The organism is Streptomyces sp. ATCC 21386 (genome assembly GCF_018728545.1).
Lineage (GTDB): Bacteria > Actinomycetota > Actinomycetes > Streptomycetales > Streptomycetaceae > Streptomyces.
Genome location: NZ_JAAVVL010000001.1, coordinates 3,319,318 through 3,345,862, shown reverse-complemented (window position 1 = coordinate 3,345,862; position 26,545 = coordinate 3,319,318). Strand labels below are relative to the sequence as shown.

28 protein-coding genes and 1 pseudogene are annotated in these 26,545 nt (G+C 72.0%); 10 read left to right on the top strand and 19 right to left on the bottom strand.

The annotated features are described in order from the left end of the window. Positions 1-192 precede the first annotated feature (192 nt). Positions 193-894: a PT domain-containing protein gene (locus tag GWK25_RS14620; protein WP_215450640.1), complete on the bottom strand. Its 702-nt coding sequence runs from the start codon at positions 892-894 to the stop codon at positions 193-195. A gap of 256 nt (positions 895-1,150) precedes the next feature. Further along, on the bottom strand, positions 1,151-1,867 hold the full coding sequence (locus tag GWK25_RS14615; RefSeq protein ID WP_215450639.1) for an ANTAR domain-containing response regulator: 717 nt from the start codon (positions 1,865-1,867) through the stop codon (positions 1,151-1,153). A gap of 110 nt (positions 1,868-1,977) precedes the next feature. Here GWK25_RS14615 and GWK25_RS14610 point away from each other — a divergent pair, with 110 nt between their 5' ends. Continuing rightward, positions 1,978-3,090, top strand: a complete 1,113-nt coding sequence (locus GWK25_RS14610; RefSeq protein WP_215450638.1) for a PAS domain-containing protein — start codon at positions 1,978-1,980, stop codon at positions 3,088-3,090. A 127-nt stretch (positions 3,091-3,217) separates the two neighbouring features. Here GWK25_RS14610 and GWK25_RS14605 read toward each other — a convergent pair whose 3' ends face one another. Beyond that, the gene (locus tag GWK25_RS14605) at positions 3,218-4,006 is read right to left on the bottom strand and encodes an RNA polymerase sigma factor SigF (protein ID WP_215450637.1); all 789 of its coding nucleotides are present in this window, start codon (positions 4,004-4,006) and stop codon (positions 3,218-3,220) included. 234 nt (positions 4,007-4,240) lie between these two features. Between GWK25_RS14605 and GWK25_RS14600 the strand changes: the two genes are divergently transcribed. The 6 genes and pseudogenes from GWK25_RS14600 (at position 4,241) to GWK25_RS14575 (ending at position 11,174) form a co-directional block, all read left to right on the top strand. Further along, positions 4,241-6,058, top strand: a complete 1,818-nt coding sequence (locus tag GWK25_RS14600; RefSeq protein WP_215450635.1) for a thiamine pyrophosphate-requiring protein — start codon at positions 4,241-4,243, stop codon at positions 6,056-6,058. A gap of 197 nt (positions 6,059-6,255) precedes the next feature. Then, positions 6,256-6,747: a DUF2795 domain-containing protein gene (locus GWK25_RS14595; RefSeq protein ID WP_215450633.1), complete on the top strand. Its 492-nt coding sequence runs from the start codon at positions 6,256-6,258 to the stop codon at positions 6,745-6,747. Positions 6,748-6,834: 87 nt separating this feature from the next. Next, positions 6,835-7,260, top strand: a pseudogene (locus GWK25_RS14590) (CBS domain-containing protein); the annotation flags it as partial. 268 nt (positions 7,261-7,528) lie between these two features. Next, positions 7,529-8,428, top strand: a complete 900-nt coding sequence (locus GWK25_RS14585; RefSeq protein WP_215450629.1) for a hypothetical protein — start codon at positions 7,529-7,531, stop codon at positions 8,426-8,428. Positions 8,429-8,526: 98 nt separating this feature from the next. Next, on the top strand, positions 8,527-9,069 hold the full coding sequence (locus GWK25_RS14580; RefSeq protein ID WP_215450627.1) for a type 1 glutamine amidotransferase domain-containing protein: 543 nt from the start codon (positions 8,527-8,529) through the stop codon (positions 9,067-9,069). After that, on the top strand, positions 9,069-11,174 hold the full coding sequence (locus GWK25_RS14575; protein ID WP_215450625.1) for a catalase: 2,106 nt from the start codon (positions 9,069-9,071) through the stop codon (positions 11,172-11,174). Before GWK25_RS14580 ends, GWK25_RS14575 begins: the two co-directional genes overlap by 1 nt. A gap of 171 nt (positions 11,175-11,345) precedes the next feature. Here GWK25_RS14575 and GWK25_RS14570 read toward each other — a convergent pair whose 3' ends face one another. The 3 genes from GWK25_RS14570 to GWK25_RS14560 form a co-directional block, all read right to left on the bottom strand. Continuing rightward, on the bottom strand, positions 11,346-11,939 hold the full coding sequence (locus GWK25_RS14570) for a TIGR03086 family metal-binding protein (RefSeq protein WP_215450623.1): 594 nt from the start codon (positions 11,937-11,939) through the stop codon (positions 11,346-11,348). Continuing rightward, positions 11,936-12,169, bottom strand: a complete 234-nt coding sequence (locus GWK25_RS14565) for a DUF6158 family protein (protein WP_215450621.1) — start codon at positions 12,167-12,169, stop codon at positions 11,936-11,938. The genes GWK25_RS14570 and GWK25_RS14565 overlap by 4 nt, the downstream gene beginning before the upstream one ends. 100 nt (positions 12,170-12,269) lie before the next feature. Further along, the gene (locus GWK25_RS14560) at positions 12,270-13,889 is read right to left on the bottom strand and encodes an ABC-F family ATP-binding cassette domain-containing protein (protein ID WP_215450619.1); all 1,620 of its coding nucleotides are present in this window, start codon (positions 13,887-13,889) and stop codon (positions 12,270-12,272) included. Positions 13,890-14,243: 354 nt separating this feature from the next. Between GWK25_RS14560 and GWK25_RS14555 the strand changes: the two genes are divergently transcribed. From GWK25_RS14555 to GWK25_RS14545, 3 genes are all read left to right on the top strand, one after another. Next, positions 14,244-15,737, top strand: a complete 1,494-nt coding sequence (locus GWK25_RS14555; protein ID WP_215450617.1) for a bifunctional phosphatase PAP2/diacylglycerol kinase family protein — start codon at positions 14,244-14,246, stop codon at positions 15,735-15,737. A 124-nt stretch (positions 15,738-15,861) separates the two neighbouring features. Beyond that, positions 15,862-16,683, top strand: a complete 822-nt coding sequence (locus GWK25_RS14550; protein ID WP_215450615.1) for a class I SAM-dependent methyltransferase — start codon at positions 15,862-15,864, stop codon at positions 16,681-16,683. 43 nt (positions 16,684-16,726) lie between these two features. Then, entirely contained in the window at positions 16,727-16,897 is a 171-nt protein-coding gene (locus GWK25_RS14545; RefSeq protein ID WP_184901459.1) for a hydrophobic protein, read from the top strand. Positions 16,898-16,899: 2 nt separating this feature from the next. Here GWK25_RS14545 and GWK25_RS14540 read toward each other — a convergent pair whose 3' ends face one another. Genes GWK25_RS14540 through GWK25_RS14480 form a run of 13 tightly spaced genes read right to left on the bottom strand, consistent with a single transcriptional unit; the run spans position 16,900 to position 26,480 of the window. Further along, the gene (locus tag GWK25_RS14540) at positions 16,900-17,181 is read right to left on the bottom strand and encodes a gas vesicle protein K (RefSeq protein WP_033529790.1); all 282 of its coding nucleotides are present in this window, start codon (positions 17,179-17,181) and stop codon (positions 16,900-16,902) included. Next, positions 17,178-17,366 carry a gas vesicle protein gene (locus tag GWK25_RS14535; protein WP_033529791.1) on the bottom strand — a complete coding sequence of 63 codons (189 nt, stop codon included), beginning with the start codon at positions 17,364-17,366 and terminating at the stop codon, positions 17,178-17,180. The genes GWK25_RS14540 and GWK25_RS14535 overlap by 4 nt, the downstream gene beginning before the upstream one ends. Continuing rightward, the gene (locus GWK25_RS14530; protein ID WP_215450613.1) at positions 17,363-18,136 is read right to left on the bottom strand and encodes a GvpL/GvpF family gas vesicle protein; all 774 of its coding nucleotides are present in this window, start codon (positions 18,134-18,136) and stop codon (positions 17,363-17,365) included. The genes GWK25_RS14535 and GWK25_RS14530 overlap by 4 nt, the downstream gene beginning before the upstream one ends. Continuing rightward, positions 18,133-18,498: a gas vesicle protein gene (locus GWK25_RS14525; protein ID WP_086803677.1), complete on the bottom strand. Its 366-nt coding sequence runs from the start codon at positions 18,496-18,498 to the stop codon at positions 18,133-18,135. Before GWK25_RS14525 ends, GWK25_RS14530 begins: the two co-directional genes overlap by 4 nt. Next, the gene (locus tag GWK25_RS14520; protein ID WP_215450611.1) at positions 18,495-19,748 is read right to left on the bottom strand and encodes an SRPBCC family protein; all 1,254 of its coding nucleotides are present in this window, start codon (positions 19,746-19,748) and stop codon (positions 18,495-18,497) included. Before GWK25_RS14520 ends, GWK25_RS14525 begins: the two co-directional genes overlap by 4 nt. Further along, positions 19,741-20,319 carry a DNA primase gene (locus tag GWK25_RS14515; RefSeq protein ID WP_215450608.1) on the bottom strand — a complete coding sequence of 193 codons (579 nt, stop codon included), beginning with the start codon at positions 20,317-20,319 and terminating at the stop codon, positions 19,741-19,743. Before GWK25_RS14515 ends, GWK25_RS14520 begins: the two co-directional genes overlap by 8 nt. After that, complete coding sequence (locus GWK25_RS14510; RefSeq protein WP_215450606.1) at positions 20,316-20,579, bottom strand: gas vesicle protein GvpG; 264 nt, start codon at positions 20,577-20,579, stop codon at positions 20,316-20,318. The genes GWK25_RS14515 and GWK25_RS14510 overlap by 4 nt, the downstream gene beginning before the upstream one ends. 28 nt (positions 20,580-20,607) lie before the next feature. Beyond that, a complete protein-coding gene (locus GWK25_RS14505) occupies positions 20,608-21,357 on the bottom strand; it encodes a GvpL/GvpF family gas vesicle protein (protein ID WP_215450604.1) in 750 nt (249 codons plus the stop codon). Then, positions 21,354-21,779 carry a gas vesicle structural protein GvpA gene (locus GWK25_RS14500; RefSeq protein WP_033529797.1) on the bottom strand — a complete coding sequence of 142 codons (426 nt, stop codon included), beginning with the start codon at positions 21,777-21,779 and terminating at the stop codon, positions 21,354-21,356. Before GWK25_RS14500 ends, GWK25_RS14505 begins: the two co-directional genes overlap by 4 nt. Positions 21,780-21,824: 45 nt before the next feature. Further along, the gene (locus tag GWK25_RS14495; RefSeq protein ID WP_215450602.1) at positions 21,825-22,199 is read right to left on the bottom strand and encodes a gas vesicle protein; all 375 of its coding nucleotides are present in this window, start codon (positions 22,197-22,199) and stop codon (positions 21,825-21,827) included. A gap of 52 nt (positions 22,200-22,251) precedes the next feature. Beyond that, positions 22,252-23,178 carry a non-homologous end-joining DNA ligase gene (gene ligD, locus GWK25_RS14490; protein ID WP_215450600.1) on the bottom strand — a complete coding sequence of 309 codons (927 nt, stop codon included), beginning with the start codon at positions 23,176-23,178 and terminating at the stop codon, positions 22,252-22,254. 36 nt (positions 23,179-23,214) lie between these two features. After that, positions 23,215-25,062 (bottom strand): transketolase, encoded by a 1,848-nt coding sequence (locus tag GWK25_RS14485; protein ID WP_215450598.1) that lies wholly within the window; start codon positions 25,060-25,062, stop codon positions 23,215-23,217. Next, positions 25,059-26,480: an NAD(P)/FAD-dependent oxidoreductase gene (locus GWK25_RS14480; RefSeq protein WP_308010749.1), complete on the bottom strand. Its 1,422-nt coding sequence runs from the start codon at positions 26,478-26,480 to the stop codon at positions 25,059-25,061. The genes GWK25_RS14485 and GWK25_RS14480 overlap by 4 nt, the downstream gene beginning before the upstream one ends. Positions 26,481-26,545 lie beyond the last annotated feature (65 nt).

The following is a 26,545-nucleotide window of genomic DNA, read 5'->3' as shown; positions in this document are numbered from 1 at the left end:
GTGCTGGTGCTGCCGCGGGGTACTGCTCGGTGCTTCGTTCGTGCGTCGGAGTGCGTCGGCGGCCCGTGTCGGACTCGGCGGGCCTCGCACGCCCCTCGGCCTGTCAGTACCCAGGCCCACGCGCCCCATGGGCCCCGGGGCGGGTTGCGCCGGTCACATCCGCCAAGGGCCGGGTGGCCGGGTTCGGAGCGCTCAGGGCGTCCACCGGTCCCGGCGGCGCAGCCGGTGCACGGCCGCGCCGAGCGCGCCGGCGACGAGCAGGCCGCCCGCGACCATGGCCGGGACGGAGTCGGTGAAGGCCCCGCCGCCACCCGCGTGCACGCCGCGCTGGACCGGTGCCGGTCGGTGCGTGGAGTGGTGGGAGGGCTGGTCCGTCGGCTGATGGGTCGGTTGGTGCGTGGGCTGGTGGGTCGGCTTGAGGGTGGACCAGGGCTGGTCGCCGCCGACGGAGACGTCGAAGGCCGCGCTCCACTGTTTGCCCTCGCCGCCGGGGGCCGCCGGGCACACGCCGTCCACGCCCCACTCGGTGGCCGAGTTCGCCGCGTCGACGCCGGTCTCGAAGTCCGCGGCGGGCGCGATCTTCGCCGTCCCCTGGTAGGAGGGGCCGGCGGCGGCGTCACCGTCGCCGGGGAGCCGTTGCAGCGTGACGGTGCCCTGTTCGAACGCCTGTGAGCTGGCGTCGATGGTCTCGGGGGCGGTGCCGCCGGTCGGGTCGCAGGCGACGGAGAAGGTGACGGTGCCGCCCGGCTCGACGGACTGGGGGCTCACTTCGGCCGCGGGGTCCGCGTACGCGGGCGGGGCGGCCGCACCCAGGACGGCACCGAGCAGGACGGCAGCGGACAGGACACGGGCTCTGCGGCGCGTGGGCGGGGGTGTGGGCGTGGGCGGGGGCATCGGGGGGACTCCTTCGGCCGACTCCGGCGGGGTTGGGGGCACGACCGCCGTGCCCCGCGTCCATCAGAGCGCCGAGCCCCACGGGGCGCGCGTCGCCGGGCACCATTCGCGGGACGCGGAGGGCCGACCGGGTGACGGTTCGCTCCGCCGGGTTCGCCGGTGAGCGCCGTTGTGGGAGTGGGTGCGTCGCCGAGTCAGGCACGTCGTGGTTCTCGCGCAGTTCCCCGCGCCCCTTTGGGGCGCGCTGCGGCTCGGCTCAGCTGGAAAGGGAGACCAGTTCTCGTTCCAGGCCCCTGCCCCTCTTCTGGACCACGGCCGAGGCGACGTCCGAGAGTTTGCGGTTGGTGCCCTGGGAGATGCGGCGGAGGACGGTGAACGCGGCGTCGGCGTCGCAGCCGAGGACATGCATCACCATGCCGCAGGCCTGGTCGACCACGGGGCGGGAGCGCAGTGCGGCGCCGAGCTGGTCGAGTTCGCTGAGGGCTGCCCGGTAGGAGCGGTCGCGCACGATGCAGGTCGCGGCGAGGTCGCCGAGGGCACGGGCGGGACCGTGCGGGACGTTTTGCAGGGTGTGGGGGCGGAAGCTGTAGAGGCTGAGGGCCACGGTGAGACCGGAGCGCCGGAAGGGGAGCGTGACGCTGGACCGTACGCCCGCGCCGAGGGCCACCGCCCGGTACTCCGGCCAGCGTTCCTCGCGCAGCAGATCGGCGGAGTCGACGGGCTCACCGCGCTCCAGCGCGGCCGGGAGCGGTCCGTCGCCCGAGCGCAGTTGGACGGCGACAAGTCCCGCGAGGTCGGGGTGGGTGACCGCGGCGGGCCGCTCGGGGCCGCTGTCGGACACCATGCCGCTGGCGCCGCAGCAGTCGTCGGTGCAGCGGGCGGCCTGTTCGACGAGTTCGGAGAGCCTTCTGCCCGGATGTGCGGATTCCGCTGATTCCCGGCCCACGCGGTCGAGTTGTTCGCGTTCCGGCATGATGCACGCCTCCTCCTCGGATCGCCTTCCCACGCACCCGTGCGGAAAACGAATCTTCGGCTTTCGGTCCGGCCGTGCCCTCTGCGTCGTCCAGGCGCTACGTTCGTCGCATGACCCAGACGGACGAATTCGGTGACGAACTCGCGGATTTCGTACGCCGTGTCGCGGAGCTCAAGGCGGCCCGTTCGGTGCCGACGGGAGATCTGCCGACGGTCCTGGACGCGGCGTTCTTCGAACTCGACCACGTCGCGGACCAGTTGTGGCCGTGGTACGAGCGGCTGACCGCCTCGGGGCCGGCCGGCGGCACCCCGTCCGCCGCGCAGGAGCACCAGTTGCTGAGGACCGTGTTCCAGAGCCTGCCGCTGCCGGTGCTGCTGGTGGACCGCGAGACGGTGGTGCGGCGCCTCAACCACGCCGCGACCGCCTTCACCGGCGTACGGTCCGGATATGCGACGGGCCGTCCGCTCAGCGGCTTCCTCACCCACTCCGACCGGGGCGCGTTCCGTTCGCAGGCGGCGGCCGTGGCCCGCGGCGAGGGCGACCGCAGCCTCAACGTCCACCTGCAGCAGCGCCCGTCGTTGCCGGTCCGCGCCACGCTCACCAAGCTGCGCCCCGGCAGCGGCGAGCCGCGCAACACCGTCCTGGTCCTCCTCCAGCCGGCCGGGCACCGGATGCCGACCGTCGAGCCCCTGCGTCCGCTGCCCAACCTCACCGAGACCACCCGCCACGCGGCCCTGATGGACCTCCTCGACGCGATGACCACGGCCCTGCTCGCGGCGCCGGCCGGCACGGCCCTCGACCGGGCGGCCCGTGTCCTGCACGGCCGCTTCGCCGACTGGGTGGTCGCCGACACGACGGCTCCCCGCCTCGCGCGCTCCACGGTCCTGGCGCCCTCGGAGGAGGAGGCCAAGCTCCTGGTGTCCCAGGACCCCGCCACCTGCCCCCTCGTCGTCACGGCCGCCCGGGGCGGCTCCCCCGCGCTCCAGATCCGCCCGGCCGACCCGGCCGCCTTCGGCCACGACGGCTCGGGGGCCCCGGTCCTCGTGAAGGCCGATGTGACCTCCCTGCTGACCGTGCCGCTGGCTCTCCCGGAAGGCCCGGTCAAGGGCGTCCTGACCCTCTTCCGCTCAGGCGCCCGCCTGGCCTTCTCGATGGCCGAGGCCCAGGTGATGGACACGATGTCCCGCCACATAGCCCTGGCGATGAAACCCGGGACACCCTAGGCGGTGCCCGGTGGACCGCGCCCCGCGAGGGGGCCCGGGGAACTGCGCGACCAGCCACGACGCGCCGGCAGCCGACAACGCACCCCGCCCCCACGGCGCCCACGGCACCCAGGGCCGACCAGCGGAGCTACACCGCGTCCTTCATCACCTGGTCCCGCAGCCGATCACAGCACCGGCTGATCAACCGCGACACGTGCATCTGCGAGATCCCCAACTGCTCGGCGATCCGGCTCTGCGTCATGTCGCCGAAGAACCGCATGTACAGGATCGCCCGCTCCCGCTCCGGCAGCGCGGCCAGCCGGGGCTTCACGGCCTCGCGGTCCACCACCGTGTCCAGCGCGGGGTCCGGCGCCCCCAGCGCGTCGCTCAGCGAGTAGCCGTCCTCGCTCCCCGGCAGCTCCGCGTCCAGCGACAGCGCCGTGAAGCTCTCCAGGGCCTCCAGCCCTACCTGGACGTCCTCCTCGCTCATGTTCGCGTGTGCGGCGATCTCCGCGACGGTGGGGCGTCGCCCGGAGATGGTCTGGGACAGGTCCTGACTGGCGAACCGCACACGGTTGCGCAGGTCCTGGACCCGGCGCGGCACGTGCAGGGTCCACATGTGGTCCCGGAAGTGCCGCTTGATCTCACCGGTGACGGTGGGGACGGCATAGCTCTCGAAGGCGTTGCCCAGCTCGGGGTCGTAGCGGTCGACGGCCTTGACCAGGCCGAGCGAGGCGACCTGGCGCAGGTCGTCGTAGCTCTCGCCGCGGTTGCGGAACCGGCCCGCGAGCCGTTCGGCCATGGGGAGCCACGCCTCGATGATCTGCTCACGCAGGGTGTCCCGCTGCTGACCGGGCGGAAGCGCGGCCAGCTGGCGGAATGCCTCCGCGGTGTCGGGGGCGTCGTCGTGCGGATGATGCTTGGCCTGGGTACGCATGGTGCGTCGCAACTCCCTGGATGGCGCTTCTGGGATGGACGGTCACCGTGGGGGCGCGGAGGTGTACAGGGGACAGCACACCCGTGAGGGAAAACTCGCCACTTCCACGGACGTGCCTCCTGTCCGAAGCACTTCTATGCGCCTGCCCCGGATCATGCACGGCAAACACATTCGGGGTTTTCCATTCCGCCCGCGGGTGACTCGCTCGGGAGACCACACCCCGGGAGGTCCAGTATGAGCACCACCGTCGCCGATCACATCTTGCGGAGGCTGCGCGAATGGGATGTCGAACAGGTATTCGGCTACCCAGGGGACGGCATCAACGGGCTGCTCGCGGCCTGGGGCCGGGCCGAGGACCGGCCGCGGTTCATCCAGTCCCGGCACGAGGAGATGTCCGCCTTCCAGGCGGTCGGCTACGCCAAGTTCTCCGGCCGGCTCGGAGTGTGCGCGGCGACGTCGGGCCCGGGGGCGATCCACCTCCTCAACGGGCTGTACGACGCCAAACTGGACCATGTGCCGGTGCTGGCGATCGTCGGCCAGACGCACCGCAGCGCGATGGGCGGCTCCTACCAGCAGGAGGTCGACCTGCACACCCTGTTCAAGGACGTGGCCTCGGACTTCGTCGAGACGGTGACCGTGCCCGAGCAACTGCCCAACGTCCTCGACCGGGCGATCCGCACCGCGTACGCCCGGCGGGCGCCGACGGCCGTCATCGTCCCCGGTGACGTGCAGGAACTGGAGTACTCGGCGCCGACCCACGAGTTCAAGATGGTCCCCTCCAGCCTGGGCGGCGGCTCCTGGACGGCGGTGCCGTCGGCGGAGTCGGTGGAGCGGGCCGCCGAGATCCTGAACGCCGGCGACAAGGTCGCGATCCTCATCGGGCAGGGCGCCGCCGGTGCCCGTGCCGAGGTGGCCCGGATCGCCGAGCTGCTCGGCGCGGGCGTCGCCAAGGCGCTCCTCGGCAAGGACGCGCTGAGCGACGAACTGCCGTATGTCACCGGCTCGATCGGGCTGCTGGGCACGCGCCCCTCGTACGAGCTGATGCGCGACTGCGACACGCTGCTGACCATCGGCTCGTCCTTCCCGTACTCCCAGTTCCTGCCGGACTTCGGCAAGGCGCGGGCCGTGCAGATCGACATCGACCCGCACATGGTCGGGATGCGCTACCCGTACGAGGTGAATCTCGTCGGGGACGCCAAGGCGACGCTGGAGCGGCTGATCCCGCTGATCGATCCGGAGCGGGGGCGCGAGTGGTACGACGAGGTGTGCGCGGGGGTGGCGCGCTGGCGCGAGGTGACGGCGCGCCGGGCGGAGCTGTCGGCCGACCCGATCAACCCCGAGCTGGTGGCCCACGCCCTCGATCCGCTGCTGCCGGACGACGCGATCATCTCCTCGGACTCCGGTTCGGCGGCGAACTGGTACGCCCGGCACATCACCATGCGCGGACGCATGCGCGGTTCGCTGTCCGGCACGCTGGCGACGATGGGGTGCGGGGTGCCGTACGCGATCGGCGCGAAGTTCGCGCACCCGGACCGTCCGGCGATCGCCCTGGTCGGGGACGGGGCGATGCAGATGAACGGCATGGCGGAGCTGATCACCGCGGCCAAGTACCAGGACCGCTGGGAGGATCCGCGGCTGGTGGTGGCCGTCTGGAACAACCACGACCTCAACCAGGTGACGTGGGAGCTGCGGGCGATGGGCGGCGAGCCGTCCTTCCTGCCCTCGCAGGAGCTGCCGGACGTCCAGTACGCCGCCTTCGCGCGCTCGCTCGGGCTGACCGGGATCCGGGTGGAGAAGCCGGAGGACGTCGAGGCGGGGTGGCGCGCGGCCCTCGCGGCGGACGGTCCGGCGGTGGTGGAGTTCCTCACCGACCCGGCGGTGCCGCCGATCCCGCCGCACGCGACCTGGGAGCAGATGGAGTCCACGGCCGCCTCGATCCTCAAGGGCGACGCGGACCGGGGGTCCATGGTCAAGCAGGGTTTCAAGGCGAAGATGCAGGAATTCCTGCCGGGCGCCGGGTCGAAGAAGCACGACGGCGACGGCGCGTCCTGAGGCGCACGCCACCGATTCCGCGCGCCGCCGGTGCGCGCGCCGGCGGTCCGCTCCTCGGCGGTGCGTGGCCCGGCGGTCCGCGCCCCGGCGGTCAATGGCCCGGCGGTCCGCGCCCCGGCGGTCCGTGGCCCGACTCCCCCGTGTCGGCGCCGGGTGTTCGGGTACGCGGGGGCCACCAACCGATCTGGAGGGGAGTCATGCAGCGAGGCAGCGACCGGATGAGCGCCCATCGCGACGACGAGATGAAGCACGAACTGCAGGGATTGCTCCGTTCGGGGCATCCCACCCGGACGGAGGAGTGGAACGACCCCGAACCCTACGCGGAGGACGACCCGGAGGTGGCCCACGGGCCGGTGACGCCGAGCCGGGCGCCCGCGCGGGTGGAGGCCCTGCGGCTGGACCTGGCCCGCGTCCTGGGCCGTACGTCGTTCCCCGCGGGCCCCGGCGAGCTGATCCGGGTCCTTCGGGACCGGCACGCACCGGACGGGCTGGTCGCGCCCCTGGAGAGGCTGCCGCGCAAGGCGCGCTACGAGTCGGTCCACCGGCTCGCCGAGGCGGTGGTCGCGATCCAGGACGAGAGCGGTGGGACCGGGGAGGCCGGAGGAGCCGGAGCGGCCGGAGAAGCGAGGGGTGGGGCCGCTCGGCCCCCGGCGGAGGCCACGGAATCCACACACGACGGGGACACATAGGGCCCCTGCTCTCGGGTACTGCGGGCAAGGTCACGCCGATGCGGGCGCGCCCCCGGTCGGGACGGAGCGACGAGAGGCCCGGAGACCATGGCCGAGTTCGTGAGGGAAGTCATGACGCCAGGTGTGGCGACGGTCCGCCCGGACGCCTCCCTCGTGGAGGCGGCGCAACTGATGCGCGCCCAGGACATCGGGGACGTGCTCGTGGCGTCCGACGGACACGTGATCGGGGTTCTGACGGACCGCGACATCACCCTGCGGGCCGTCGCCGACGGCGCCGACCCGCTGACGGTGAGCGCCCAGGCCGTCTGCACCCCGAACCCGGTCGTGGTCGGCCCGGACGACGCGGTGTCCGCCGCCGTCGCGCTCATGCGCGACCACGCGATACGCCGGCTGCCCGTCATGGAGGACGGACACCCGGTGGGCATGGTCAGCCTCGGCGACCTGGCCGTCTCCCAGGACCCGGACTCTACGCTCGCCCACATCAGCAGGGCGTCCCCGGAGCCATGGCCGGGCCCGGCCGGCCCCTCCTGGCCCGGCCCGGGAACGGACCGGATGTCCGGGACCCGCTCGGGGACGGACCCGACGCCCGGGAACGTCCTCAGCACGGCCCCGGGCTCGGGAGCCGGCTCAGAAGCGGGCTCGGGAGCCGGCTCCGAAGGGGGCCTTTCCTCGGGCATCGGCCAGGGGCCTGGCCCGGGATGAGCGAGCGGCCCGCCCCCGACACGGGCCCCACACCACCGCACCCCCGACCCCGCATCGGACAGCCACCGGCACGGAGACCATGGACGACGACAGCGTGACCACCGACCAGCGGCCCGACCACTCCCGTACCCCCGTCCTGGAGGCCCTGGAGCGTTACCGGCGCGCCGACCGCCGGCCCTTCTCACCGCCCGGCCACAAGGGCGGCGTGGGCGTGGACGCGCGGGTCGCCCTGACGCTCGGTCCCGATGTGTTCGCCTCGGACGTGCTCGCCCTGAACGGCCTGGACGACCGGCGGATGTCCGGCCGGGTCCTGGAGCGGGCCGAGGAGCTGATGGCGGACGCCGTCGACGCGGACCGGGCCTACTTCTCGACCTGCGGCAGTTCCCTGTCCGTGAAGGCGTCGATGCTGGCGGTGGCAGGGCCGGGCGAGAAGCTGCTGGTCGCGCGCAACGCCCACAAGTCCGTGATCGCGGGCGTGATCCTGGCCGGCATCGAACCGGTGTGGGTGCGCCCGCGCTGGGACGCCGAGCACCGCCTGTCGCACCCGCCGGGCCCCGAGCAGGTCGCCGCGGCCTTCGAGCGGGCGCCCGACGCGAAGGGCATGCTGCTGGTCACGCCCACGGCGTACGGCCGGGCCCTGAGGTTGGCGACCGGCGTGCGTACGGAGGTGGCCGAGCTGCCCGGACTCGTCCCGCTGGCCGAGGCCGAACTCACCGGTCCCGGCCGGGCGTTCGCGTACGACCCGCTGTTGGTCGTGATCGACGTCTCCGGTCTCGGCACGAGCGGGTACGCGGCCGTCGAGTGGCTGCGCGAGCACCACCGGGTGGATCTCGGGCTCGGCGACCACCGGCGTGTCGTGGCCCAACTCACCCACGCCGACACGGTCGTGGAGTACCTCGGGTCGGGCGTGGAGCACGGCATGTACGTGCCCGATCCGTCGGACCCGGAGCTGCGGACCCTGCGGGTGGTGGCCCGATGACCGCCGACGGACCGGGCACGGAGCAATGCATGGGACAAGGCACGGAACAACGCAACGGAACAACACGGGGAAACGCGAGGAGAGGAGACCGAGCAGCCATGCGTATCGCATTCCTGACAGCCCCCGAGGGTGTCGAGCAGATCGAGCTGACCGACCCCTGGCAGGCGGCGGAGAACGCCGGTCACGCACCCGTCCTGGTGTCGACGAAGCCCGGTCGCGTCCAGGCCTTCGGCCATCTCGACAAGGCGGACACGTTCGCCGTGGACGCCGTGGTGGGCGAGGCCCCGCCCGAGTCGTTCGACGCGCTGGTCCTGCCCGGCGGGGTGGCCAACCCCGACTTCCTGCGCATGGACGACAAGGCCGTGTCCTTCACCCGGTCGTTCTTCGAGCGGGGCCGTCCGGTCGCGGCGATCTGTCACGCGCCGTGGACGCTGGTGGAGGCGGACGTGGTGCGCGGCCGGGTCCTGACGTCGTGGCCGAGTCTGCGCACGGACATCCGCAACGCGGGCGGCACCTGGGTGGACGAGCAGGTCCGGATCTGCGACCACGGCCCCAACAAGCTCGTCACCAGCCGCAAACCGGACGACCTCAAGGCGTTCTGTGAGGCGTTCCTCGACGTGTTCTCCCAGGAGGCCGCCTGATGACCTCCCCCCTGGACCGCAAGCAGGAGCAGCGCGAGGCGGCTCACCCGGTCGACCCGGCGTCGGGGCCCCTCACCACCGACCAGGGCGTGGCCGTGGACCACACCGACGACTCGCTGACCGTCGGTGAGCGCGGGCCGACCCTGATGGAGGACTTCCACTTCCGGGAGAAGCTCACCCACTTCGACCACGAGCGGATCCCGGAGCGGGTGGTCCACGCCCGGGGCGCGGGGGCGTACGGGTACTTCGAACCGTACGAGTCCTGCGCGGAGTTCACCCGGGCGGCGTTCCTCCAGGACCCGTCGGTCCGCACGCCCGTCTTCGTGCGGTTCTCGACCGTGCAGGGGCCGCGCGGGTCGGCGGACACCGTGCGGGACGTACGCGGCTTCGCGACCAAGTTCTATACGTCCGAGGGCAATTACGACCTGGTGGGGAACAACTTCCCGGTCTTCTTCATCCAGGACGGGATCAAGTTCCCCGACTTCGTGCACGCGGTGAAGCCTGAGCCGCACAACGACATCCCGACGGGCGCCTCCGCGCACGACACACTCTGGGACTTCGTGTCCCTCCAGCCGGAGACGCTGCACGCGATCATGTGGCTGATGTCCGACCGGGCGATCCCGCGCAGCTACCGCATGATGCAGGGCTTCGGCGTGCACACCTTCCGCTTCGTGACCGCCGACGGGCGGGGCACGTTCGTGAAGTTCCACTGGAAGCCGAAGCTCGGCACACACTCGCTGGTGTGGGACGAGGCGCAGGAGTGCCAGGGCCGGGACCCGGACTTCAACCGCCGGGACCTGTGGGACGCCATCGAGGCCGGCGAGTTCCCGGAGTGGGAGCTGGGCGTCCAACTCGTGCCGGAGGAGGACGAGTTCGCCTTCGACTTCGATCTGCTCGACGCCACGAAGCTCATCCCCGAGGAGCAGGTGCCGGTACGGCCGATCGGCCGTATGGTGCTGGACCGCAACCCCGAGAACTTCTTCGCGGAGACGGAACAGGTCGCCTTCCACACGGCGAACGTCGTCCCGGGCATCGACTTCACCAACGACCCGCTCCTGCAGGCCCGGAACTTCTCCTACCTGGACACCCAGCTGATCCGCCTGGGCGGCCCCAACTTCAGCCAGCTGCCGGTGAACCGGCCCGTGGCGCCGGTGCGCACCAACCACCGCGACGGCTATCACCAGTCGGCGATCCACCGCGGCACGAACTACTTCCCGAACTCCCTCGGCGGGGGCTGCCCGGCCCACGCGGGCGCCGACCCGCACGCCTACACGCACCTCGCCGAGCGCGTCGACGGTGCCAAGATCCGTCGCCGCAGCGAGAGTTTCAAGGACCACCACAGCCAGCCCGCGCTGTTCTGGAACAGCATGGCGCCCTGGGAGAGGCAACACATCGTGGCCGCCTTCCGCTTCGAACTGGGCAAGGTCGGGGCCCTCTCGGTCCGCGCCCGTACGGTGGAGCAACTGGTGAAGGTGGACCCGGAGTTGGCGGCCGAGGTGGCGAAGGGTGTCGGGGTGCCCGTCCCGTCGGACGCCGAGCCGGGGGCGTACAAGCTCAGCTCCCCGGCTCTCAGCCTGGAGGCGCAACGCGGCCCCGGTTCCATCCGCACCCGGCAGATCGCGGTTCTGGTATCCGACGGTGTGGACGCCGAGCAGGTGACCGGTGTGCGGGAGGCGCTGGCGGCGGAGGGCGCGATCGTGGAGGCCCTCGCGGCCCAGGACGGCACCGTACGTGGCGCGGACGGCGCGGAGTACACCGTGGACCGGGCCCTGCCGACGGTGGCGTCCGTCCTGTACGACGCGGTGTTCCTGCCCGGGGGTCCGGTCGGCACCCCGTCCCAGGCCGCCGACCCCGACGCGATGCGCTTCGTCCGCGACGCCTACCGGCACGGCAAGCCGATCGGCGCCCTGGGGTCCGGCGTCGGGGTCGTCGCCGCCCTCCGGCCGGAGGGCGTCCGGCTCTCCTCCGAGTTCCACCATGTGGTGGCGGACCGGGGCGTGGTGACGGACACGGCCCAGGGCACCGCGAGCGAGGACTTCACCAGGGAGTTCGTGGCGGCGATCGCGGCCCACCGGCACTGGGACCGCCCGCCGACCCGCTGCTGACGAACAACGATCACACGGCCTTGGGCGCCCCTCGGGAGGGGGCGCCCAAGGCCCTTCCCGTCTGGGGGGCGCGGGGAACCGCGCGATCCACCACGGCGCACCCGCACCCCGCGACGCACCCGTCGGCCCCGAGCTCCGAACGGCCGCGCACCGACCGCACCGAACGGCCCCCTAAGGCCGCCGCCCGAGCAGACACAACAACCTGGTCTGGGCGTCCGCTCCCGCCGGCGGAGCCACCGGCGCCGCGAACAGCCCGCTCTTCTCCAGGTCACCGGCGTACGGGGCGATCTCGTCGACCGCGAACCGCACCAGCTCCCCCGGCAGCCGCTCGTCCGCCCCGATCGCCCGCGACAGGTCCCACGCGTGCACGACGAGATCGGCGACCATCTGCGCGCAGTACGCGGTCGCCGGGGTGTCGCCGTAGGACAGGTGAACCGTGCGTTCCAGCGCGCCGGGCGCCGTGAACGCCTCCCGCGCGGAGTGCGCGGCGGTGTCCCAGGAGGCCGCGGGGTCGGGGCCCAGCAGGTCACCCCCGAAGGTGTCGCCGACCTCCTCGATCATGCAGCCGTCCCGTACCAGCGAGGGCACCCACAGCTGCTCGGAGACGAGGTGGTTGACGAGGTCACGGACCGACCACTCGGCGCAGGGCGTGTCCGCGCCCCACTGGTCGTCCCGGACGGCGTGGACCCGGGCGCCGAAGAGGTCTTGCGCCTCGGCGTGCCGGTCGAGCAACGCACGCACCCCCGCGCTCACCCCTGGTCTCATGGCGTCGCCGGTCCTCGATCCCGCGCCCCGTCGCGCGTACGGCCCGAGACGACCGGCCGGCGCGGGTGGCGGCGCAGATACTCGCCCTCCAGTTGGGCCATCCGTTCGTTGTGGGTGCGCAGCGCCTCGGTCGACCCGTGCAGCAGTGTGTCGTGCCGCGTGCGGTGGATCGACTCCAGTTCCTTCATCAGCTGCTGGTCGTCCAGCTGGTCCGGGTGCACTCCGGTCATGGTGGTACCCCGATCTCGGTGGTCCTCCCTCCACTGTACGAAGATCCGGGTCCCCGGGCGCCCGCGCGGACGGGAGCGGCGCACGGGACCTGGCGGGGACCTAGCGGGCGCGCTCCACTCGGCGCTCGTCCCACACGGGCTCCGGGGTCTCCCGTACGCGGCCGTCCGAACCGAAGACCAGATAGCGATCGAACGAACGAGCGAACCAGCGGTCGTGGGTGACGGCGAGGACGGTTCCGTCAAAGGCCTCCAGCCCCTCCTGGAGCGCCTCGGCCGACTCCAGGTCGAGGTTGTCCGTGGGCTCGTCGAGCAGCAGCGCGGTGACGCCCTGAAGCTCCAGGAGCAGGATCTGGAAACGGGCCTGCTGGCCGCCGGAGAGCCGGTCGAAGGGCTGCTCGGCCTGTCGGGTCAGCTCGTAGCGACGCAGCCGGGACATGGCGGCGCCCCGGTCCTGGGCGTGCTCCTTCCACAGGATGTCGAGCAGTGTCCGCCCCTCCAGCTCGGGATGCGCGTGCGTCTGCGCGAAGTGTCCCGGCACGACCCGGGCTCCGAGCTTCCACTGCCCCGTGTGGGCCACGTCGCCGCCGGCGAGCAGCCGCAGGAAGTGGGACTTGCCGGAGCCGTTGGAGCCGAGGACGGCGACCCGTTCGCCGTAGAAGACCTCCAGGTCGAAGGGTTTCATCAGCCCCGTGAGCTCCAGTCCCTCGCAGGTGAGAGCCCTGACGCCCGTACGGCCGCCCTTGATCCGCATGGTGATGTCCTGCTCGCGCGGCGGCTCCGGCGGCGGCCCGGCCTCCTCGAACTTGCGCAGCCGGGTCTGGGCCGCGGCATAGCGCGAGGCCATCTCGTGGCTCACCGCCGCTGCCTGACGGAGCGTCAGCACCAGCTTCTTCAGCTGGGCGTGCTTCTCGTCCCAGCGTCTGCGCAGTTCCTCGAAGCGCTCGAAGCGCTGTCGCCTCGCCTCGTGGTAGGTGTCGAAGCCGCCGCCGTGCACCCAGGCGTCCGCGCCCGCCGGTCCCGGCTCCACGCTGACGATCTTCTCGGCGGCGCGGGAGAGCAGCTCCCGGTCGTGCGAGACGAACAGGACGGTCTTGCGGGTCTCCTTCAGCCGCTCCTCCAGCCAGCGCTTGCCGGGGACGTCGAGGTAGTTGTCGGGCTCGTCGAGGAGGAGGACCTGGTCGGTGCCGCGCAGCAGCGCCTCCAGGACGAGCCGCTTCTGCTCACCGCCGGAGAGCGTCCGCACCTGCCGCCACTGCGCCTTCTCGTACGGCACGCCGAGCGCGGCCACGGTGCAGATGTCCCACAGCGTCTCGGCCTCGTAGCCGCGTGCCTCGGCCCAGTCGGAGAGGGCCTGCGCGTACGCCAGCTGGGCCGCCTCGTCGTCCACGGTCATCATCGCGTGCTCGGCGGCGTCGACCGCCTTCGCGGCCTCCCTGATCCTCGGCTGCGCCACCGACACCAGCAGGTCCCGCACGGTCGTCTCGTCCCGCACGGACCCCACGAACTGCCGCATCACCCCGAGGCCCCCGGTGACGGTAACCGATCCGCCGTGCGGCTTCAGCTCACCGGAGATCAGCCGCAGCAGCGTCGTCTTCCCGGCCCCGTTGGGCCCGACGAGCGCGACGACCGCGCCCTCCCCCACCCGGAAGGACACGTCCCCGAGCAGCGCCCTCCCGTCCGGCAGGTAGTACTCCAGATGAGCGGCTTCGAGATGTCCCATGGGGCGCATTGTCCGAGCCGCGCCGCCACACGGGCAAATCCATTTCCCGGCGACCGTGGTCCCGCTGCGGTGCGGGGTGCGTTGTCGGGTGCGGGTGCGGGTGCGGGTGCGTGGGGGCTTCTCGCGCAGTTCCCCGCGCCCCTCAAGGGCCTACGGCCGTTTCGGGCCGAAAAAGCACGGGGCGCAGCCCCTGCTTTTTCAGGGGCGCGGGGAACTGCGCGACCAGCCCCCACCGGACCCGCACCCGACAACGCACCCGCACCCGCACCCGCACCCGACAACGCAACTTCACCCACCCTCGCCCAACCCCACCCCGCCCGACACGGTTCCCTCGCCATGGGGTACCCGTGGACCATGACCCCAGACGTCGACCTCACCGTCCGCCCCCCGGGCCACCACATCCTCCGTGACCGTTTCCTCGCCGCCGACAGCCGTCTCTTCAACGCGGTGGCGACGCGCGACTGGCCGGGTGCCCATCCCCTCCTGCCGAAGCTGAGCCGCGCCGCGAACCACGGGGTGCTGTGGTTCGCCACGGCGGCGGCGATCGCGGCGACCCGGAGCCCGAGGGCCCGCAAGGCGGCCGTCCGGGGCGTCGCCTCGCTCGCACTCGCCTCGGCGACCATCAACACCCTCGGCAAGCGTTCGATCCGTCGCCCCCGTCCGGTCCTGGACAACGTGCCGCTGACCCGTCAGCTGAAGCGGCAGCCGATCACCACGTCGTTCCCCTCGGGCCACTCCGCCTCCGCCGCCGCCTTCGCCGCCGGTGTCGCCCTGGAGTCGCGCGGCTGGGGCGCCGCGGTCGCCCCGATGGCCGCCGCCGTGGCGCTGTCCCGGGTGTACACGGGCGCCCACTTCCCGAGCGACGTCCTGGTGGGCGCCGCCCTGGGCGTGGGCGCCGCCTACGCCGTACGGGGCATCGTGCCGACCCGCGACCAGCTGCCACCGCCCGGCCGCCCCTACGTGGACGCGCCCGCGCTGCCGGACGGCGACGGCCTGGTCGTGGTCGCCAACCGGGCCTCCGGCACGTCGGACCGGGTGCGCGCCCTGCGGGACGTGCTGCCCGGGGCCGAGACAGTGGAGTGCGAGCCGGAGGACATGCGCGCCGAACTGGAGAAGGCCGCCGCCCACGCCCGGGTGCTCGGCGTGTGCGGCGGCGACGGCACGGTGAACGCCGCCGCCGAGGTGGCCCTGCGCCACGGCCTTCCCCTCGCCGTACTCCCCGGCGGCACGCTCAACCACTTCGCGTACGACCTCGGTGTGGAGGACGTACGCGACCTGGGCCGCGCGGTGCGTCAGGGCGAGGCCGTCCGCGTGGACCTCGGGCACTTCAGCACCGGCGACACGGAGGGCCACTTCCTCAACACGTTCAGCCTCGGCGTCTACCCCGAGCTGGTCCGGGAGCGCGAGCGCTGGGAGAAGATGGTCGGCGGCTGGCCGGCGGGGGTCTTCGCGGCCCTGCGGGTCCTGCGTTCCGACCGGCATCCGCTCCAGGCCACCTTCGAGGGCCGGCCCCGGCCGATCTGGCTGCTCTTCGCGGGCAACGGCACCTATCACCGGCTGGGCCTCGCCCCGGCCCGGCGCTTCGATCTGGCCGACGGCCTGCTGGACGTCCGTGTCGTGCACGGCGGCCGCCGCCCGGCCCTGCGCCTGCTGGCCGCGGCCGCCGCGGGCCCGCTGACCCGCAGCCCGGCCCACGCGGCGGTCCGCGTGCGGCGGCTCCGGGTGGACGGCATCGCGCCGGGCACCCTCCTCGCGTACGACGGCGAAGTCACCGAGGTGCAGGGCGATCTGACGCTCCGGAAGATCCCCGAGGCGCTGACGGTGTACCGGCCCGTGCCGATGCACTGACCCATCTCGCCGCCCGCGCGGCTGCGTCCACAATTCAAGACGGCGGTCTCATCATTCGACATGGTCGCGTACGGTTCGAGGACGAACCCGCGGTTGTCGCGGTCCTCGTGGAAGGGGAACGGCCATGCCGAAGGCACAGGAGACCGCCGTCTACACGCACGGGCACCACGAGTCGGTGCTGCGCTCGCACACCTGGCGCACCGCCGCCAACTCGGCGGCCTACCTCCTCGGTTCACTGAAGCCCCACATGAAGGTCCTGGACATCGGCTGCGGACCGGGCACCATCACCGCCGACCTGGCCGCCCTCGTCCCGGACGGCCACGTCACCGGCGTCGACCACGCGCCCGGCATCCTGGACCAGGCCCGGGCCACGGCCGCCGAACGCGGCCTGGAGAACGTGGACTTCGCCGTCGCGGACGTCCACGCCCTGGACTTCCCGGACGGCACCTTCGACGTGGTCCACGCGCACCAGGTGCTCCAGCACGTCGGTGACCCGGTGCAGGCACTGCGCGAGATGCACCGGGTGACCAGGCCGGGCGGGATCATCGCCGTCCGCGACTCGGACTACGCCGCGATGACCTGGTACCCGGAGTCGGCCGGCATGGACGACTGGCTGGACCTGTACCGCAGGGTGGCCCGCGCCAACGGCGGCGAGCCCGACGCGGGGCGCCGACTGAAGTCGTGGGCGCTGCGCGCCGGGCTCACCGACATCACGGCCACCTCCGCCACCTGGACCTACGCCACGGCCCAGGAGCGGGCGTGGTGGAGCGGACTGTGGGCGGACCGGACGGTCGCCTCCGCCTACGCCGAGCGGGCCACCGAGGGCGGCCATGCCACGGCCGGGCAATTGCGGGCGATCGCGGATTCCTGGCGGGAATGGGGACGACAGGAGGACGGCTGGTTCGCCGTCCTCCACGGAGAAATTCTCTGCCGTAAGGCGGCCTGAAAGCGGGAATTCTGGAAACCCGGACCATCAGGAGGTTCGCATAATGGTTCCCATCCTGTTGGTACTGCTTCTGATTCTGGTGCTCTTCGGCGCCGGATTCGCGGTGAAGGTTCTCTGGTACATCGCCCTGGCCGTCCTGGTGCTGTGGCTCCTCGGCTTCCTGGTGCGCGGCACGTCCGCCTCCGGAGGAAGGAGCCGCTGGTACAGGTGGTGACGTCACTCCCGCGGTAGCAACGGTCCGAGCGGCCCGAGGTCCAGGTTCAGGTCCTCGGGCCGCAGGCCGTAGCGCTCGCGCAGTTCGGTCATGCGGTCGTCCAGCAGCATCAGCGTGAGCCCGATGCGCTCCTCCTGGTCCTCCGAGAGCTCGCCGGTGTCGAAGCGCCGCAGCGCCTGCCGCTCCATGAGCTGCCGGAGCAGCTCGACGACGGTCAGGACCAGCTTGACCAAGTCCCTCTCGACCGTGTCGGGCTCCAGTTCGAGACGGTTGCGGCCGGTCACTCGATTCCTCCCCAGGGTGACGGGACCTGTGCGTTCACGGAGCTGATCAGCGCGTTCAGATCGATGCGGACGAGGTCGACGTCAGCGATGCGCAGGGTGAGGTCCCCGGTGATGACGACCCCGCCGGCCAGCAGTCGGTCGAGGAGGTCGACGAGGGCGACCTCACGACGTTCGATCACGGTCACGGGCTCTCCTCCCCCGTTCCGGTCTCCCCGCTGAAGGAATAGGCGGCCCATGGCCCGGTCAGTTCCACTCGCAATCCCGGTTCCTCGCCTTTCGTGCGGTCCACCAGTTCCACGAACTCCTCGGAATGCGCCCGCGGCACCAGATAGGCCGCGTTCAGCACATTGCGTCCGGGAACTCCGGAGAGCGCGGAATTCTGCGGAGCGTGCAGCCGGGTGTCCTCGGCGAATTCCGCGAGAGTTTCGTGCAACCGGCGGGCGAACCGGTCGGCGTTCTCCCACATCTCCTCGTGGGCCCTGTGGCTGCGCCTGCGCTGTCGCAGATAGTCACGACCGCTGGAGACCTTCGCGGGCGCCTGCGGCGGCTCCCGCTCCTCGGACTCGGCGTAGATCTTGACGCCCCACTCCACCCGGCCCGAGAGTCGGTCCAGGGTGCGCCGGAAGCCCTCCTCGCGGGCCTCCAGCATGACCCGTACGCCGCTGTCGTCGCGGAAGACGGTGCCGAGCCGGAGCGGCAGGGGCGTGGTGACCACGGTGAGGGCGTCGATCACGCTCTGGTGGGCCCGGGCGGTCTCGGTCAGCCAGTCCAGGTCCTCCAGATGGGCGCGGAGAGGCTGCTCCGCGAAGTCGCGCTCCGGCACCTCGCTGACCACGGCGATCAGGTCGTGGTGGCGCAGTTGCCGGGGCGGCGCGCCGGCGACGCCCTTGAGCTGGGACTGGAGCGCGGCGTCGAAGGGGCGACAGACGGCGTACACGTACCGCAGTCCGGTCATGAGGGCTCCTCTCTGGCGCGGCCGCGTTCGATGGCGGGCTCCGGCTCCCGCCGGAACCCGCCGTCGTCCAGCTCCGCGAGCCGGGCGCGCAACTCGGCATTCTCTCGGGAGAGTTCGTCGCGGCGCGCGTGGGACGACAACGCCGGATCGGTCTCCCACCAGTCGATCCCCATCTCCTTGGCCTTGTCGACAGAGGCGACGATCAGGCGCAACTTGATGGTGAGCAGTTCGATGTCGAGCAGGTTGATGCGGATGTCACCCGCGATCACCAGGCCCTTGTCGAGGACACGCTCCAGGATGTCTGCCAGGTTGGCACTCCCGTTCTGCCCGTAGGGCTCGGGGACTCGGCTCGGGAACGTCATCGGCGACTCCCGCCGGCGGTGGCGGCCCGCTCCTCTTCCTCATCCTCGTACGGTTCCTCGTCGATGTCCTCCCCGGCGTCGTCCTCCGCCTCGGGAGCGTCCTCGTACTCGCCCTCGGGTACCTCGTCCGGGTCCTCCAGGTCGCCTTCCTCGTCCTCGTCGACGTACCCTTCGGCCTCTTCGTCCTCGTCGGCGTCCTCGTCCTCGTCCGCCTCGTCGGCGTCACGCGGCTCCTCGTCCGACTCGGCCTCGTCGGCGTCCTCGTCCTCCTCGTACTCGCCCTCGGCCTCGCCGTCCTCCGACGCCTCGCCCTCGGGCAGCTCCTCCTGCTCCTCGTCCTCCCGCTCCTCCTCGGCGACGGCGTCCTCGTGGCTGACGGCGACCTCGCCGTCGCGGATCTCGCCGCGCCAGCCGTCCTCGGCCTCGCCCTTGAGGGTGATGAAGCGGGCGAAGTTCTTGAGGTCGAGCCGGGCCCGGCGGCCCTGGGCGCGCCAGATGTTGCCGGTCTTCTCGAAGAAGCCCTGCGGGTAGTACTCGATGACCAGCAGGACCCGGGTGAGTTCGTCGGCGAGGGAGTGGAAGGTGACCGCGCCCTTCGTGGTGCCCTTGGCGCCCTCCGACGTCCAGGCGATCCGCTGGTCGGGCACCTGTTCGGTGGTCTGCGCCTTCCAGCCGCGGCTGGACCAGAAGATCTTCATCTGCCAGTCGGAGTGGGTGTCGTCGGCCCGGTTGGCGCTCTTCACCCCCTTGGCGAAGGTGCTGAAGCTCTGGTACTGGGTCCACTGGTCGTACGCGGTCCGCACCGGCACCCCGACGTCGATGGACTCGATGATCACCGTGGGCTTGTTGCCCGAGCTTCCCTTGCGTTTGCCCTTGCCGCCGCCGAGGTTCTTGAACGCGCCGACCACCTTGTCCTTGGCACGGCCGGCGCCCACCTCCAGGGCGCTGCGCACGGGCCCCTTGCCCTCGGCGAGCTTGCGGCCGCCGTCGAGGGCGAGTTTGCCGAAGCCGGGGCTGTTGCCCTCGGCGATGTCGTTGAGCTTGCCGGTCGTCTCGCCGAGTTTGCGGCCGGCACCGACAAGCAGCCGCTGCGCCTGCGCGGCCACGTATTCCCGGGCCTCGGCCTTGAGATGGTCGACGGCCTCGCTGTGGGCGACGTCGGAGAGCGGATTGCTCTTCGTCGCGTCCTTCGCCCGGTCCGTCACCTCGCCGGTCGCGCGGCCGGTCGCCGTTCCAAGGGTCTCAGTCATCACCGCCGCCTCCCCTCGTCGTCCGTGACCGCGTGGCCTTGCGAGCAGCCTTCTTGGCCGGTGCGGTCCTCTTCGTCTGAGCCGCCTTCTTCGCCGGGGCGGTCTTCCTGGCGGCCGTCTTCTTGGCGGCGGCCTTCTTGGGCGGAGGCTTCTTCGCCGTCTGCCCGCGCGACGACCGTCGCGACTCCTCGGGCGCTTCGCGGCCGGGCTCCGGCTCCTCCTCGTCCTCGTCGCGTCCGGACACATCGGGCGTCACCCCGGCGAGTTGGTCGCGCACCTGCGAGGTACGCCCGTGCAGCCGGTCGGCGAGCCCTTCGATCTGCCGCTCGACCAGCGCCCCGGTGGCCGCCTTGCCCGCGCCGCGCAGGTCCTCGCGGAGCTGGTCCCCGAGCTCCTTGAACTGGGGGTTGTTCTGCAGCTGCTGTGATGCCAGCTCCGCGAGCGCCCGTGGGTTGAGGTGCATCCGCTTGCCGGCCACCATGGTGCCGATGGCGAACGCGAGTTTCATCTTCTTGGTACGTCCGAGGACGTATCCGGCCCCTACCGCGAGGCCCAGTCCGATTCGATTCATTGTGTCGTCCCGTCGCCGGTTCCTGTGCTCCTCCGCGCGCTGATCTCCAGCCGCTCCAGGAGCTCGTCCTCCAGGCGGTCGAACTCGTCCTCATCGACCTCGCCCGCTTCGAGCCGCTGCTCGAGGCGGGCGAGTTCGGCGCGGACGGCCGCCGGGTCGTAGTACTGGCGCTCGGCCTCGGTGAGCACCTGTCTCACCGTCCAGAGGCTGCCGCGCACCGGTGCGAACGGCAGCAGCAGCACCTCGGTGATCAGTCCCATCACGTGCCTCCTCGGCCGTCACGCGCTGTCAGTGCGTCGTCTCGGCGGGCTGCGCGGGCCCTGGTTCGACGAAGCTGTACGGCGGCAGCGGCCCGTTCACCCGCACCTCGATGTGCGGATGGCTCTTGCGCACCTCCTCCACGGCGCCCAGGAAGACCGCCGCCGAGTCCCGGCCCACGAGGAACGACAGATTGGCCAGCCAGCCGGTCGACTCGGGGCCCGCGCTGACGGCCTCGGCGGCAGGCTCCAGCGCCTGCCGCACCTCCGCCGCGTCGTCGGCCTCCCGGGCCTGCACGGCGGCGACGACCATCTCGCCGAGCCGCAGCCGGTCCTCGTAGGTACCGCCACCCGCCTGCCGGTTTGCCTCCGTCATGGCCCGCAGCTCGGGGTTCTCCCCCATCACGCGATGCAGCACGGCCTCTTCGTCGTGGCTGGCCTTCACGTTGTACTCGACCTTGCCGTCGAGGGCGCCGAGCCGTTCCGTGTAGTGCTCCGCGCGTTCGGCGAGCACCCCGGTGACGGACTCGTCGTCCGGAGCGACACTGCCGAAGCGCATGGGCAGCAGGGGGCCGCCCGCGCCCGCCTCGCTCAGGACGTTCTGGTGGGCGAGCAGATCCTTGCGCTTGGGGCGCAGCCCCTCGGGGGCCTCGCTGACGATCGCCGCCAGCTTCCCCTCCTTGAGGATGCGCACCGGGCGGGCCGGATCTCCCACACCGCCCATGCCCTCGGGGAGAGCGGGGTGCGAGCTCGCGGTGATGCCGTAGACGTACGTGCTCACTCCTGTTCCTCCCTCTTGCGCGAGCTCGTGGTCTTGCGGGCCCGCGGCCGCGACTCGGACTGACCCTCCTCGCGAGCCTGCTTGAAGGCGTCGGAGATCGTCTCGGCGGCGCCGGACAGCGCCCCCTTGGACTTGCCGCGCGCGCCGGACTCGGTGATCTCACCGACGAGGTCCGGCAGGCCGGGGTTCTTGCGCGGTCCGGCCTCCAGGTCGAGCCGGTTGCACGCCTCGGCGAAGCGCAGATAGGTGTCGACGCTGGCCACGACGACCCGGACGTCGATCTTCAGGATCTCGATGCCGACCAGGGAGACTCGCACGAAGGCGTCGATGACGAGCCCCCTGTCGAGAATGAGTTCCAGGACGTCGTACAGGCCGCTGCTGCCGCCTCCGCCGCCGGACTGCTGTGCCGGGACTACGGTCATGCCGGCTGATCCTCCTTGTCTGTGGATGCTGGAGCGGGACGCGGCCTACCGGCCACCGGGGCGATGTGGGTCAGCCCTCCCGCGCTCGTAACGGCGGACGCGCCGGTAGCCGGTGAGCTCGCCCTCGGGGTCGAGTTCCACCCGGTAGCTCCCGAGCAGGCTCATCGTGTCGGGGACCCGGGCGATCTCCAGGACCTCGACTTCCAAGATCCAGCCGTCCTCGGTCTGTTCGAACGACGACACGGACTCGGGCGCCATGCCGGTCAGCTCCGCGAGCTGGGTCCGCGCATGACGCAGCACCTGCATGGGGCTGGGGCGCTCGTCCGTCGATGCCTGTGCCTCTTCGCTCTCCTCCGACCCGTCCGACTTGTGCGCCGTACGTGAATTCTGTGTTTTTGATGTGTTCGATGTGTTCGACATGGCCACCTCGAACACCGAGTGGCCCCCCGGCCGTTGGCCAAACCTGTCGGTGTCAGCCGCGCCGCTCCGCGAGCCTGCGCCGCGCCGGGCCCAGCGCCCGTCCCCGGCGCATCGCCCCGGCCCAGGGATCGGTGCGGGCCTGGTCGACGGCGTCCGCCAGGGTCCAGCGGCGGGCGTCGACGGCCGGATCGTCCAGCTGGTCCCAGGTCAGGGGCGTGGCCACGGGTGCGCCGGGGCGGGCGCGCACGGTGTAGGGGGCGACGGCGGTCTGGGCGTAGGCGTTGCGTTGGATGTCGAGGTAGAGCCGGTTGCCCCGGTCCTTCTTACGGGGCTCGACGGTGAGCCGCTCGGGATGGGCGCGGACGAGTTCCTCGGCGATCTCCCTGGCGAAGCCGCGCACCGTGTCGAAGTCGTCGTGCCCGTTCAGCGGCACGACGACATGGACGCCCCGGGAGCCGGTGGTCATCGGCACGGACGGCAGTTTCAGCTCGTCGAGCAGCTCCCGTACGTCCCGGGCGGCCTCCCGGACCTGGGCGAAGTCGTCCACCGACGGGTCGAGGTCGATGACGAGCCGGTCGGGCCGGTCGACGTCGCCGGTCCGGGAGAGCCAGCGGTGCAGGGTGAGGCAGGCCTGGTCGGCCAGGTAGACGAGGGTGGCCGCGTCGTCACAGACCGGGTGGACGACCGTGCCGCCCTCCTTGGGCACCTCGACGCGCTCGATCCACTCCGGGTAGTGCCCGGGGGTGTTCTTCTGCATGAACATGGGCCCGTCGAGCCCGTCGGGGTGCCGTTCCAGCATCAGCGGGCGCCCGCGCAGATGGGGGAGCATGAAGGGGGCGACGGCACGGTGGTAGGCGACGAGATCGCCCTTGGTGTACTCCTTGCCGCCGCCCTCGCCGTCGGCGGGGAACAGCACCTTGTCCGGCCGGTGGATCTCGACGGTACGGCGGCCGACGCGCAGCGTGTGCGTGTCCCCCATCGCCTGCTCCTTCCGGATCGCGATCGTTCAGAACGTTCAGGGCGTGATCGCGTGCTCCACCAGCAGCCGTCCGGCCACCGCGATCGCCTCCGCGTCGATGCCCGCCTCGCGCAGCTGCTCCTCGGGCGAGGCCGAGCCCGGCATCGTACGGACGGCCAGGCGCACCAGGCGGGGCACCGGGCGGCCGTCGAGGAAGGCGTCGAGGACCGCGTCGCCGAGGCCGCCCTCCTCGTGGTGGTCCTCGACAGTGAGGATGCAGCCGGTGCGTTCGGCGGCCTCGCGCAGGGTGCGGCGGTCGACGGGCTTGACGGAGTAGAGGTCGATCACCCGGACCTGGATGCCCTCGCGGTCCAGCGCGTCGGCGGCCTTGAGGGCCTCGTGGACGGTGACCCCGGCCGCGACGACCGTCAGCCGGTCGGTGTCCGAGGCGCGCAGCACCTTGCTGCCGCCGACCGGGAACTCCTCGGTCGGACTGTAGAGGACGGGCGAGGCGCCCCTGGAGGTGCGCAGGTAGCGGACGCCGTCGAGGCCGGCCATGGTGCCGACGAGCTTGGCGGTCTGATTGGCGTCGCACGGGTACAGCACGGTGGAGCCGTGCACCGAGCGCATCATCGCCAGGTCCTCCAGACCCATCTGCGAGGGCCCGTCCTGGCCGATGGCGACGCCCGCGTGGGAGCCGACGAGATTGATGCCGGACCCGCTGACCGACGCCATGCGCAGGAAGTCGTGGGCGCGGGTGAGGAACGCCGCGAACGTGGCGGCGTACGGCACCCAGCCGCGGGCGGCGAGGCCCACCGAGGCGGCCACGAGCTGCTGTTCGGCGATGTAGCACTCGAAGTAGCGGTCGGGGTGCTCCTTGGCGAAGAACTCGGAGCGGGTGGAGTCGCCGACCTCGCCGTCCAGGGCGACGACGTCCCCGCGGGCGGAGCCGAGGGCGGCGAGGGCCTGCCCGTAGGCGTCCCGGGTGGCGACCTCGTCACCGGTCTCGTAGCGCGGCAGTTCCAGGTGCCCGGTGCGTACCGCGTGCAGCATCCGCGCGGCGGGGGGCTGGGGGACCTCTACGCGGAGGTCGCGCACCCCGCCGAGTTCCGCGATCGCCTCGTCGGCGTCCTTGAGCGGCTTGCCGTGCAGGCCCTCCCGGTCCTGGACGGCCTCGACGCCCTTGCCCTTGAGGGTGCGGGCCAGGATCACGGTGGGCTGGCCCTTGGTGGAGGCGGCCTCGCCGTAGGCGCGGTCGACGGCGTCGACGTCGTGTCCGTCGATCTCGATCGTGTGCCAGCCGAAGGCCGAGAAGCGGCGGGCGTAGGCGTCCAGGTCGTGCCCGTGCCGGGTGGGACCGCGCTGTCCGAGCCGGTTGACGTCGACGATCGCCGTCAGATTGTCGAGATGCTCGTACGCGGCGTGCTCGGCGGCCTCCCACACCGAACCCTCGGCGAGCTCGCTGTCGCCGCACAGCACCCACACCCGGTAGCCGGTGCGGTCCAGCCGCTTCCCGGCCAGCGCGATGCCGACGCCCACGGGCAGGCCCTGGCCGAGCGACCCGGTGGCCGTCTCCACCCATGGCAGCCGCCGTGGCGTGGGGTGTCCCTCCAGTCGGCTGCCCAGCTTGCGGAAGGTCATCAGCTCGGTCTCGCTGATCGCGCCCGCCGCCTTGTACGCGGAGTACAGCAGGGGCGAGGCGTGTCCCTTGGACAGCACGAAGCGGTCGTTGGCGGGGTGCTGGGGGCGTTCGAAGTCGTAGCGCAGATGCTTCGCGAGCAGCACCGCCATCAGCTCGGCGGCCGACATGGACGATGTCGGGTGCCCGGAGCCCGCGGCATCCGAAACGCGGACGCTGTCGACCCGCAACTGCTGGGCCAGCTCGGTCAGTTGACGGCTGTTCATGACTCTCCTTCCGAACCCTCAGCGGGCTGCGGCGGGGTTTCGGACGCCGGGCCGCGCTTCTGACCCGGTGACGTGGTCGGCGACTTCCCGGCGCCCGCCTTCACCTTCTCGGGCGCGCCGGGCATCCTGGCCAGCTCCGGTGACGCCGTGTCCAAGGGGACCGACCAGGACCGTACGAGGCCCAACTGGACCCCCTGGCGGGGCAGTACGGCGTCGAGGAGCCAGTCGGCGGCGACCCGGACGCGGTTGCCGGGCATGGCGGCGAGGTGGTAGCCGCGCGTGACGGCCCCGGCGACCGGCCCGGACAGCGGTACGCCGAGCGGGTTGGCGGCGGCCTTGACCCCGCCGAGGTCCACGACGAAGCCGAGGTCGCTGTGGCGGTAGGGCTCGGGCGCACCCCGGCCGAGGGAGGCGGCGACGTTGTAGGCGGCCACCTTGCCCTGCCGCCAGGCGTGTTGGGCGGTCATCGGGGTGTACTGGCCGGGCTTGGTTAGATCGGGTACGGCGGCCGCGTCACCGCAGGCGAACACGTCGGGCCGCCCCGGCACCTGCAGCGTGGGCTCGACGAGCAGCCGCCCCCGTTCCATCGGGAGGCCCAGCGACTCGGCGAGCGGATCGGGCCGCACGCCCACGCACCACACGAGGGTGCGGGTGTCGACGAACTCCCCGTCGCTCAGCAGCACTCCGCCCGGTGTCGCCTCCTTCACGGAGGTCCCCATGCGCACGTCGACACCCCGCTGACGCAGCACCTTGTCGGCGGTCCGCGACAGCCTCTCGTCCATCTCGGGCAGCACCCGGTCCGCGATGTCGAGCAGCATCCAGCGCGGTCGCATGCCCTCCCGCAGCGGCTGCTTGCGCACCAGCGCGTCGGTGAACATCTGGCCGTGGGCGGCGACCTCGGTCCCGGTGTAACCGGCGCCGACCACCACGAAGGTGCAGCGCGCGTCGCAGCTCTTGGGGTCCTCGCTCCCGGCGGCCAGCTCCACCTGCCGGGTCACGTGGTCCCTGAGGTACAGCGCCTCGGGCAGCCCTCGGAAGCCGTGGGCGTGCTCGGCGACGCCGGGGATGGGCAGCAGCTTGTTGACACTGCCGGCCGCGAGCACCAGCCGGTCGTAGGTGAGGGTGCCGACGCCGCCCTCGGGATCCGAGTAGCGCACGGTGCGTGCGTCGAGGTCGATGTCGTCGGCCTCGCCCAGCACCAGCCGCACATGGGGCAGGGTGCCGGTGAGGGAGACGGTGACCCGGCGTGGTTCCAGGATGCCGGCGGCCACCTGGGGCAGCAGCGGGAGATACAGAAAGTAGTCGGTCGGGTTCAGCAGGGTGATGTCGGCCTTGTTCCGGGTCAGCCGCGCGAGGGTGCGGGCCGTCCGGTAGCCGGCGAAACCGGCACCGACGATCACGATGCGGGGTCGACTCACGGTTCGCCTCCGGCGGGTCGCGTGCGTACGAACCTTCCGCGTCCCCCTGGTCAACGGGCCCAAAC

Coding starts and splice junctions, on each gene's coding strand:
- GWK25_RS14620 (WP_215450640.1), bottom strand. CDS start 894: ATGCCCCCGCCCACGCCCACACCCCCGCCCACGCGCCGCAGAGCCCGT.
- GWK25_RS14615 (WP_215450639.1), bottom strand. CDS start 1,867: ATGCCGGAACGCGAACAACTCGACCGCGTGGGCCGGGAATCAGCGGAA.
- GWK25_RS14610 (WP_215450638.1), top strand. CDS start 1,978: ATGACCCAGACGGACGAATTCGGTGACGAACTCGCGGATTTCGTACGC.
- GWK25_RS14605 (WP_215450637.1), bottom strand. CDS start 4,006: ATGCGTACCCAGGCCAAGCATCATCCGCACGACGACGCCCCCGACACC.
- GWK25_RS14600 (WP_215450635.1), top strand. CDS start 4,241: ATGAGCACCACCGTCGCCGATCACATCTTGCGGAGGCTGCGCGAATGG.
- GWK25_RS14595 (WP_215450633.1), top strand. CDS start 6,256: ATGCAGCGAGGCAGCGACCGGATGAGCGCCCATCGCGACGACGAGATG.
- GWK25_RS14585 (WP_215450629.1), top strand. CDS start 7,529: ATGGACGACGACAGCGTGACCACCGACCAGCGGCCCGACCACTCCCGT.
- GWK25_RS14580 (WP_215450627.1), top strand. CDS start 8,527: ATGCGTATCGCATTCCTGACAGCCCCCGAGGGTGTCGAGCAGATCGAG.
- GWK25_RS14575 (WP_215450625.1), top strand. CDS start 9,069: ATGACCTCCCCCCTGGACCGCAAGCAGGAGCAGCGCGAGGCGGCTCAC.
- GWK25_RS14570 (WP_215450623.1), bottom strand. CDS start 11,939: ATGAGACCAGGGGTGAGCGCGGGGGTGCGTGCGTTGCTCGACCGGCAC.
- GWK25_RS14565 (WP_215450621.1), bottom strand. CDS start 12,169: ATGACCGGAGTGCACCCGGACCAGCTGGACGACCAGCAGCTGATGAAG.
- GWK25_RS14560 (WP_215450619.1), bottom strand. CDS start 13,889: ATGGGACATCTCGAAGCCGCTCATCTGGAGTACTACCTGCCGGACGGG.
- GWK25_RS14555 (WP_215450617.1), top strand. CDS start 14,244: ATGACCCCAGACGTCGACCTCACCGTCCGCCCCCCGGGCCACCACATC.
- GWK25_RS14550 (WP_215450615.1), top strand. CDS start 15,862: ATGCCGAAGGCACAGGAGACCGCCGTCTACACGCACGGGCACCACGAG.
- GWK25_RS14545 (WP_184901459.1), top strand. CDS start 16,727: ATGGTTCCCATCCTGTTGGTACTGCTTCTGATTCTGGTGCTCTTCGGC.
- GWK25_RS14530 (WP_215450613.1), bottom strand. CDS start 18,136: ATGACCGGACTGCGGTACGTGTACGCCGTCTGTCGCCCCTTCGACGCC.
- GWK25_RS14525 (WP_086803677.1), bottom strand. CDS start 18,498: ATGACGTTCCCGAGCCGAGTCCCCGAGCCCTACGGGCAGAACGGGAGT.
- GWK25_RS14520 (WP_215450611.1), bottom strand. CDS start 19,748: ATGACTGAGACCCTTGGAACGGCGACCGGCCGCGCGACCGGCGAGGTG.
- GWK25_RS14515 (WP_215450608.1), bottom strand. CDS start 20,319: ATGAATCGAATCGGACTGGGCCTCGCGGTAGGGGCCGGATACGTCCTC.
- GWK25_RS14510 (WP_215450606.1), bottom strand. CDS start 20,579: ATGGGACTGATCACCGAGGTGCTGCTGCTGCCGTTCGCACCGGTGCGC.
- GWK25_RS14500 (WP_033529797.1), bottom strand. CDS start 21,779: ATGACCGTAGTCCCGGCACAGCAGTCCGGCGGCGGAGGCGGCAGCAGC.
- GWK25_RS14495 (WP_215450602.1), bottom strand. CDS start 22,199: ATGTCGAACACATCGAACACATCAAAAACACAGAATTCACGTACGGCG.
- ligD (WP_215450600.1), bottom strand. CDS start 23,178: ATGGGGGACACGCACACGCTGCGCGTCGGCCGCCGTACCGTCGAGATC.
- GWK25_RS14485 (WP_215450598.1), bottom strand. CDS start 25,062: ATGAACAGCCGTCAACTGACCGAGCTGGCCCAGCAGTTGCGGGTCGAC.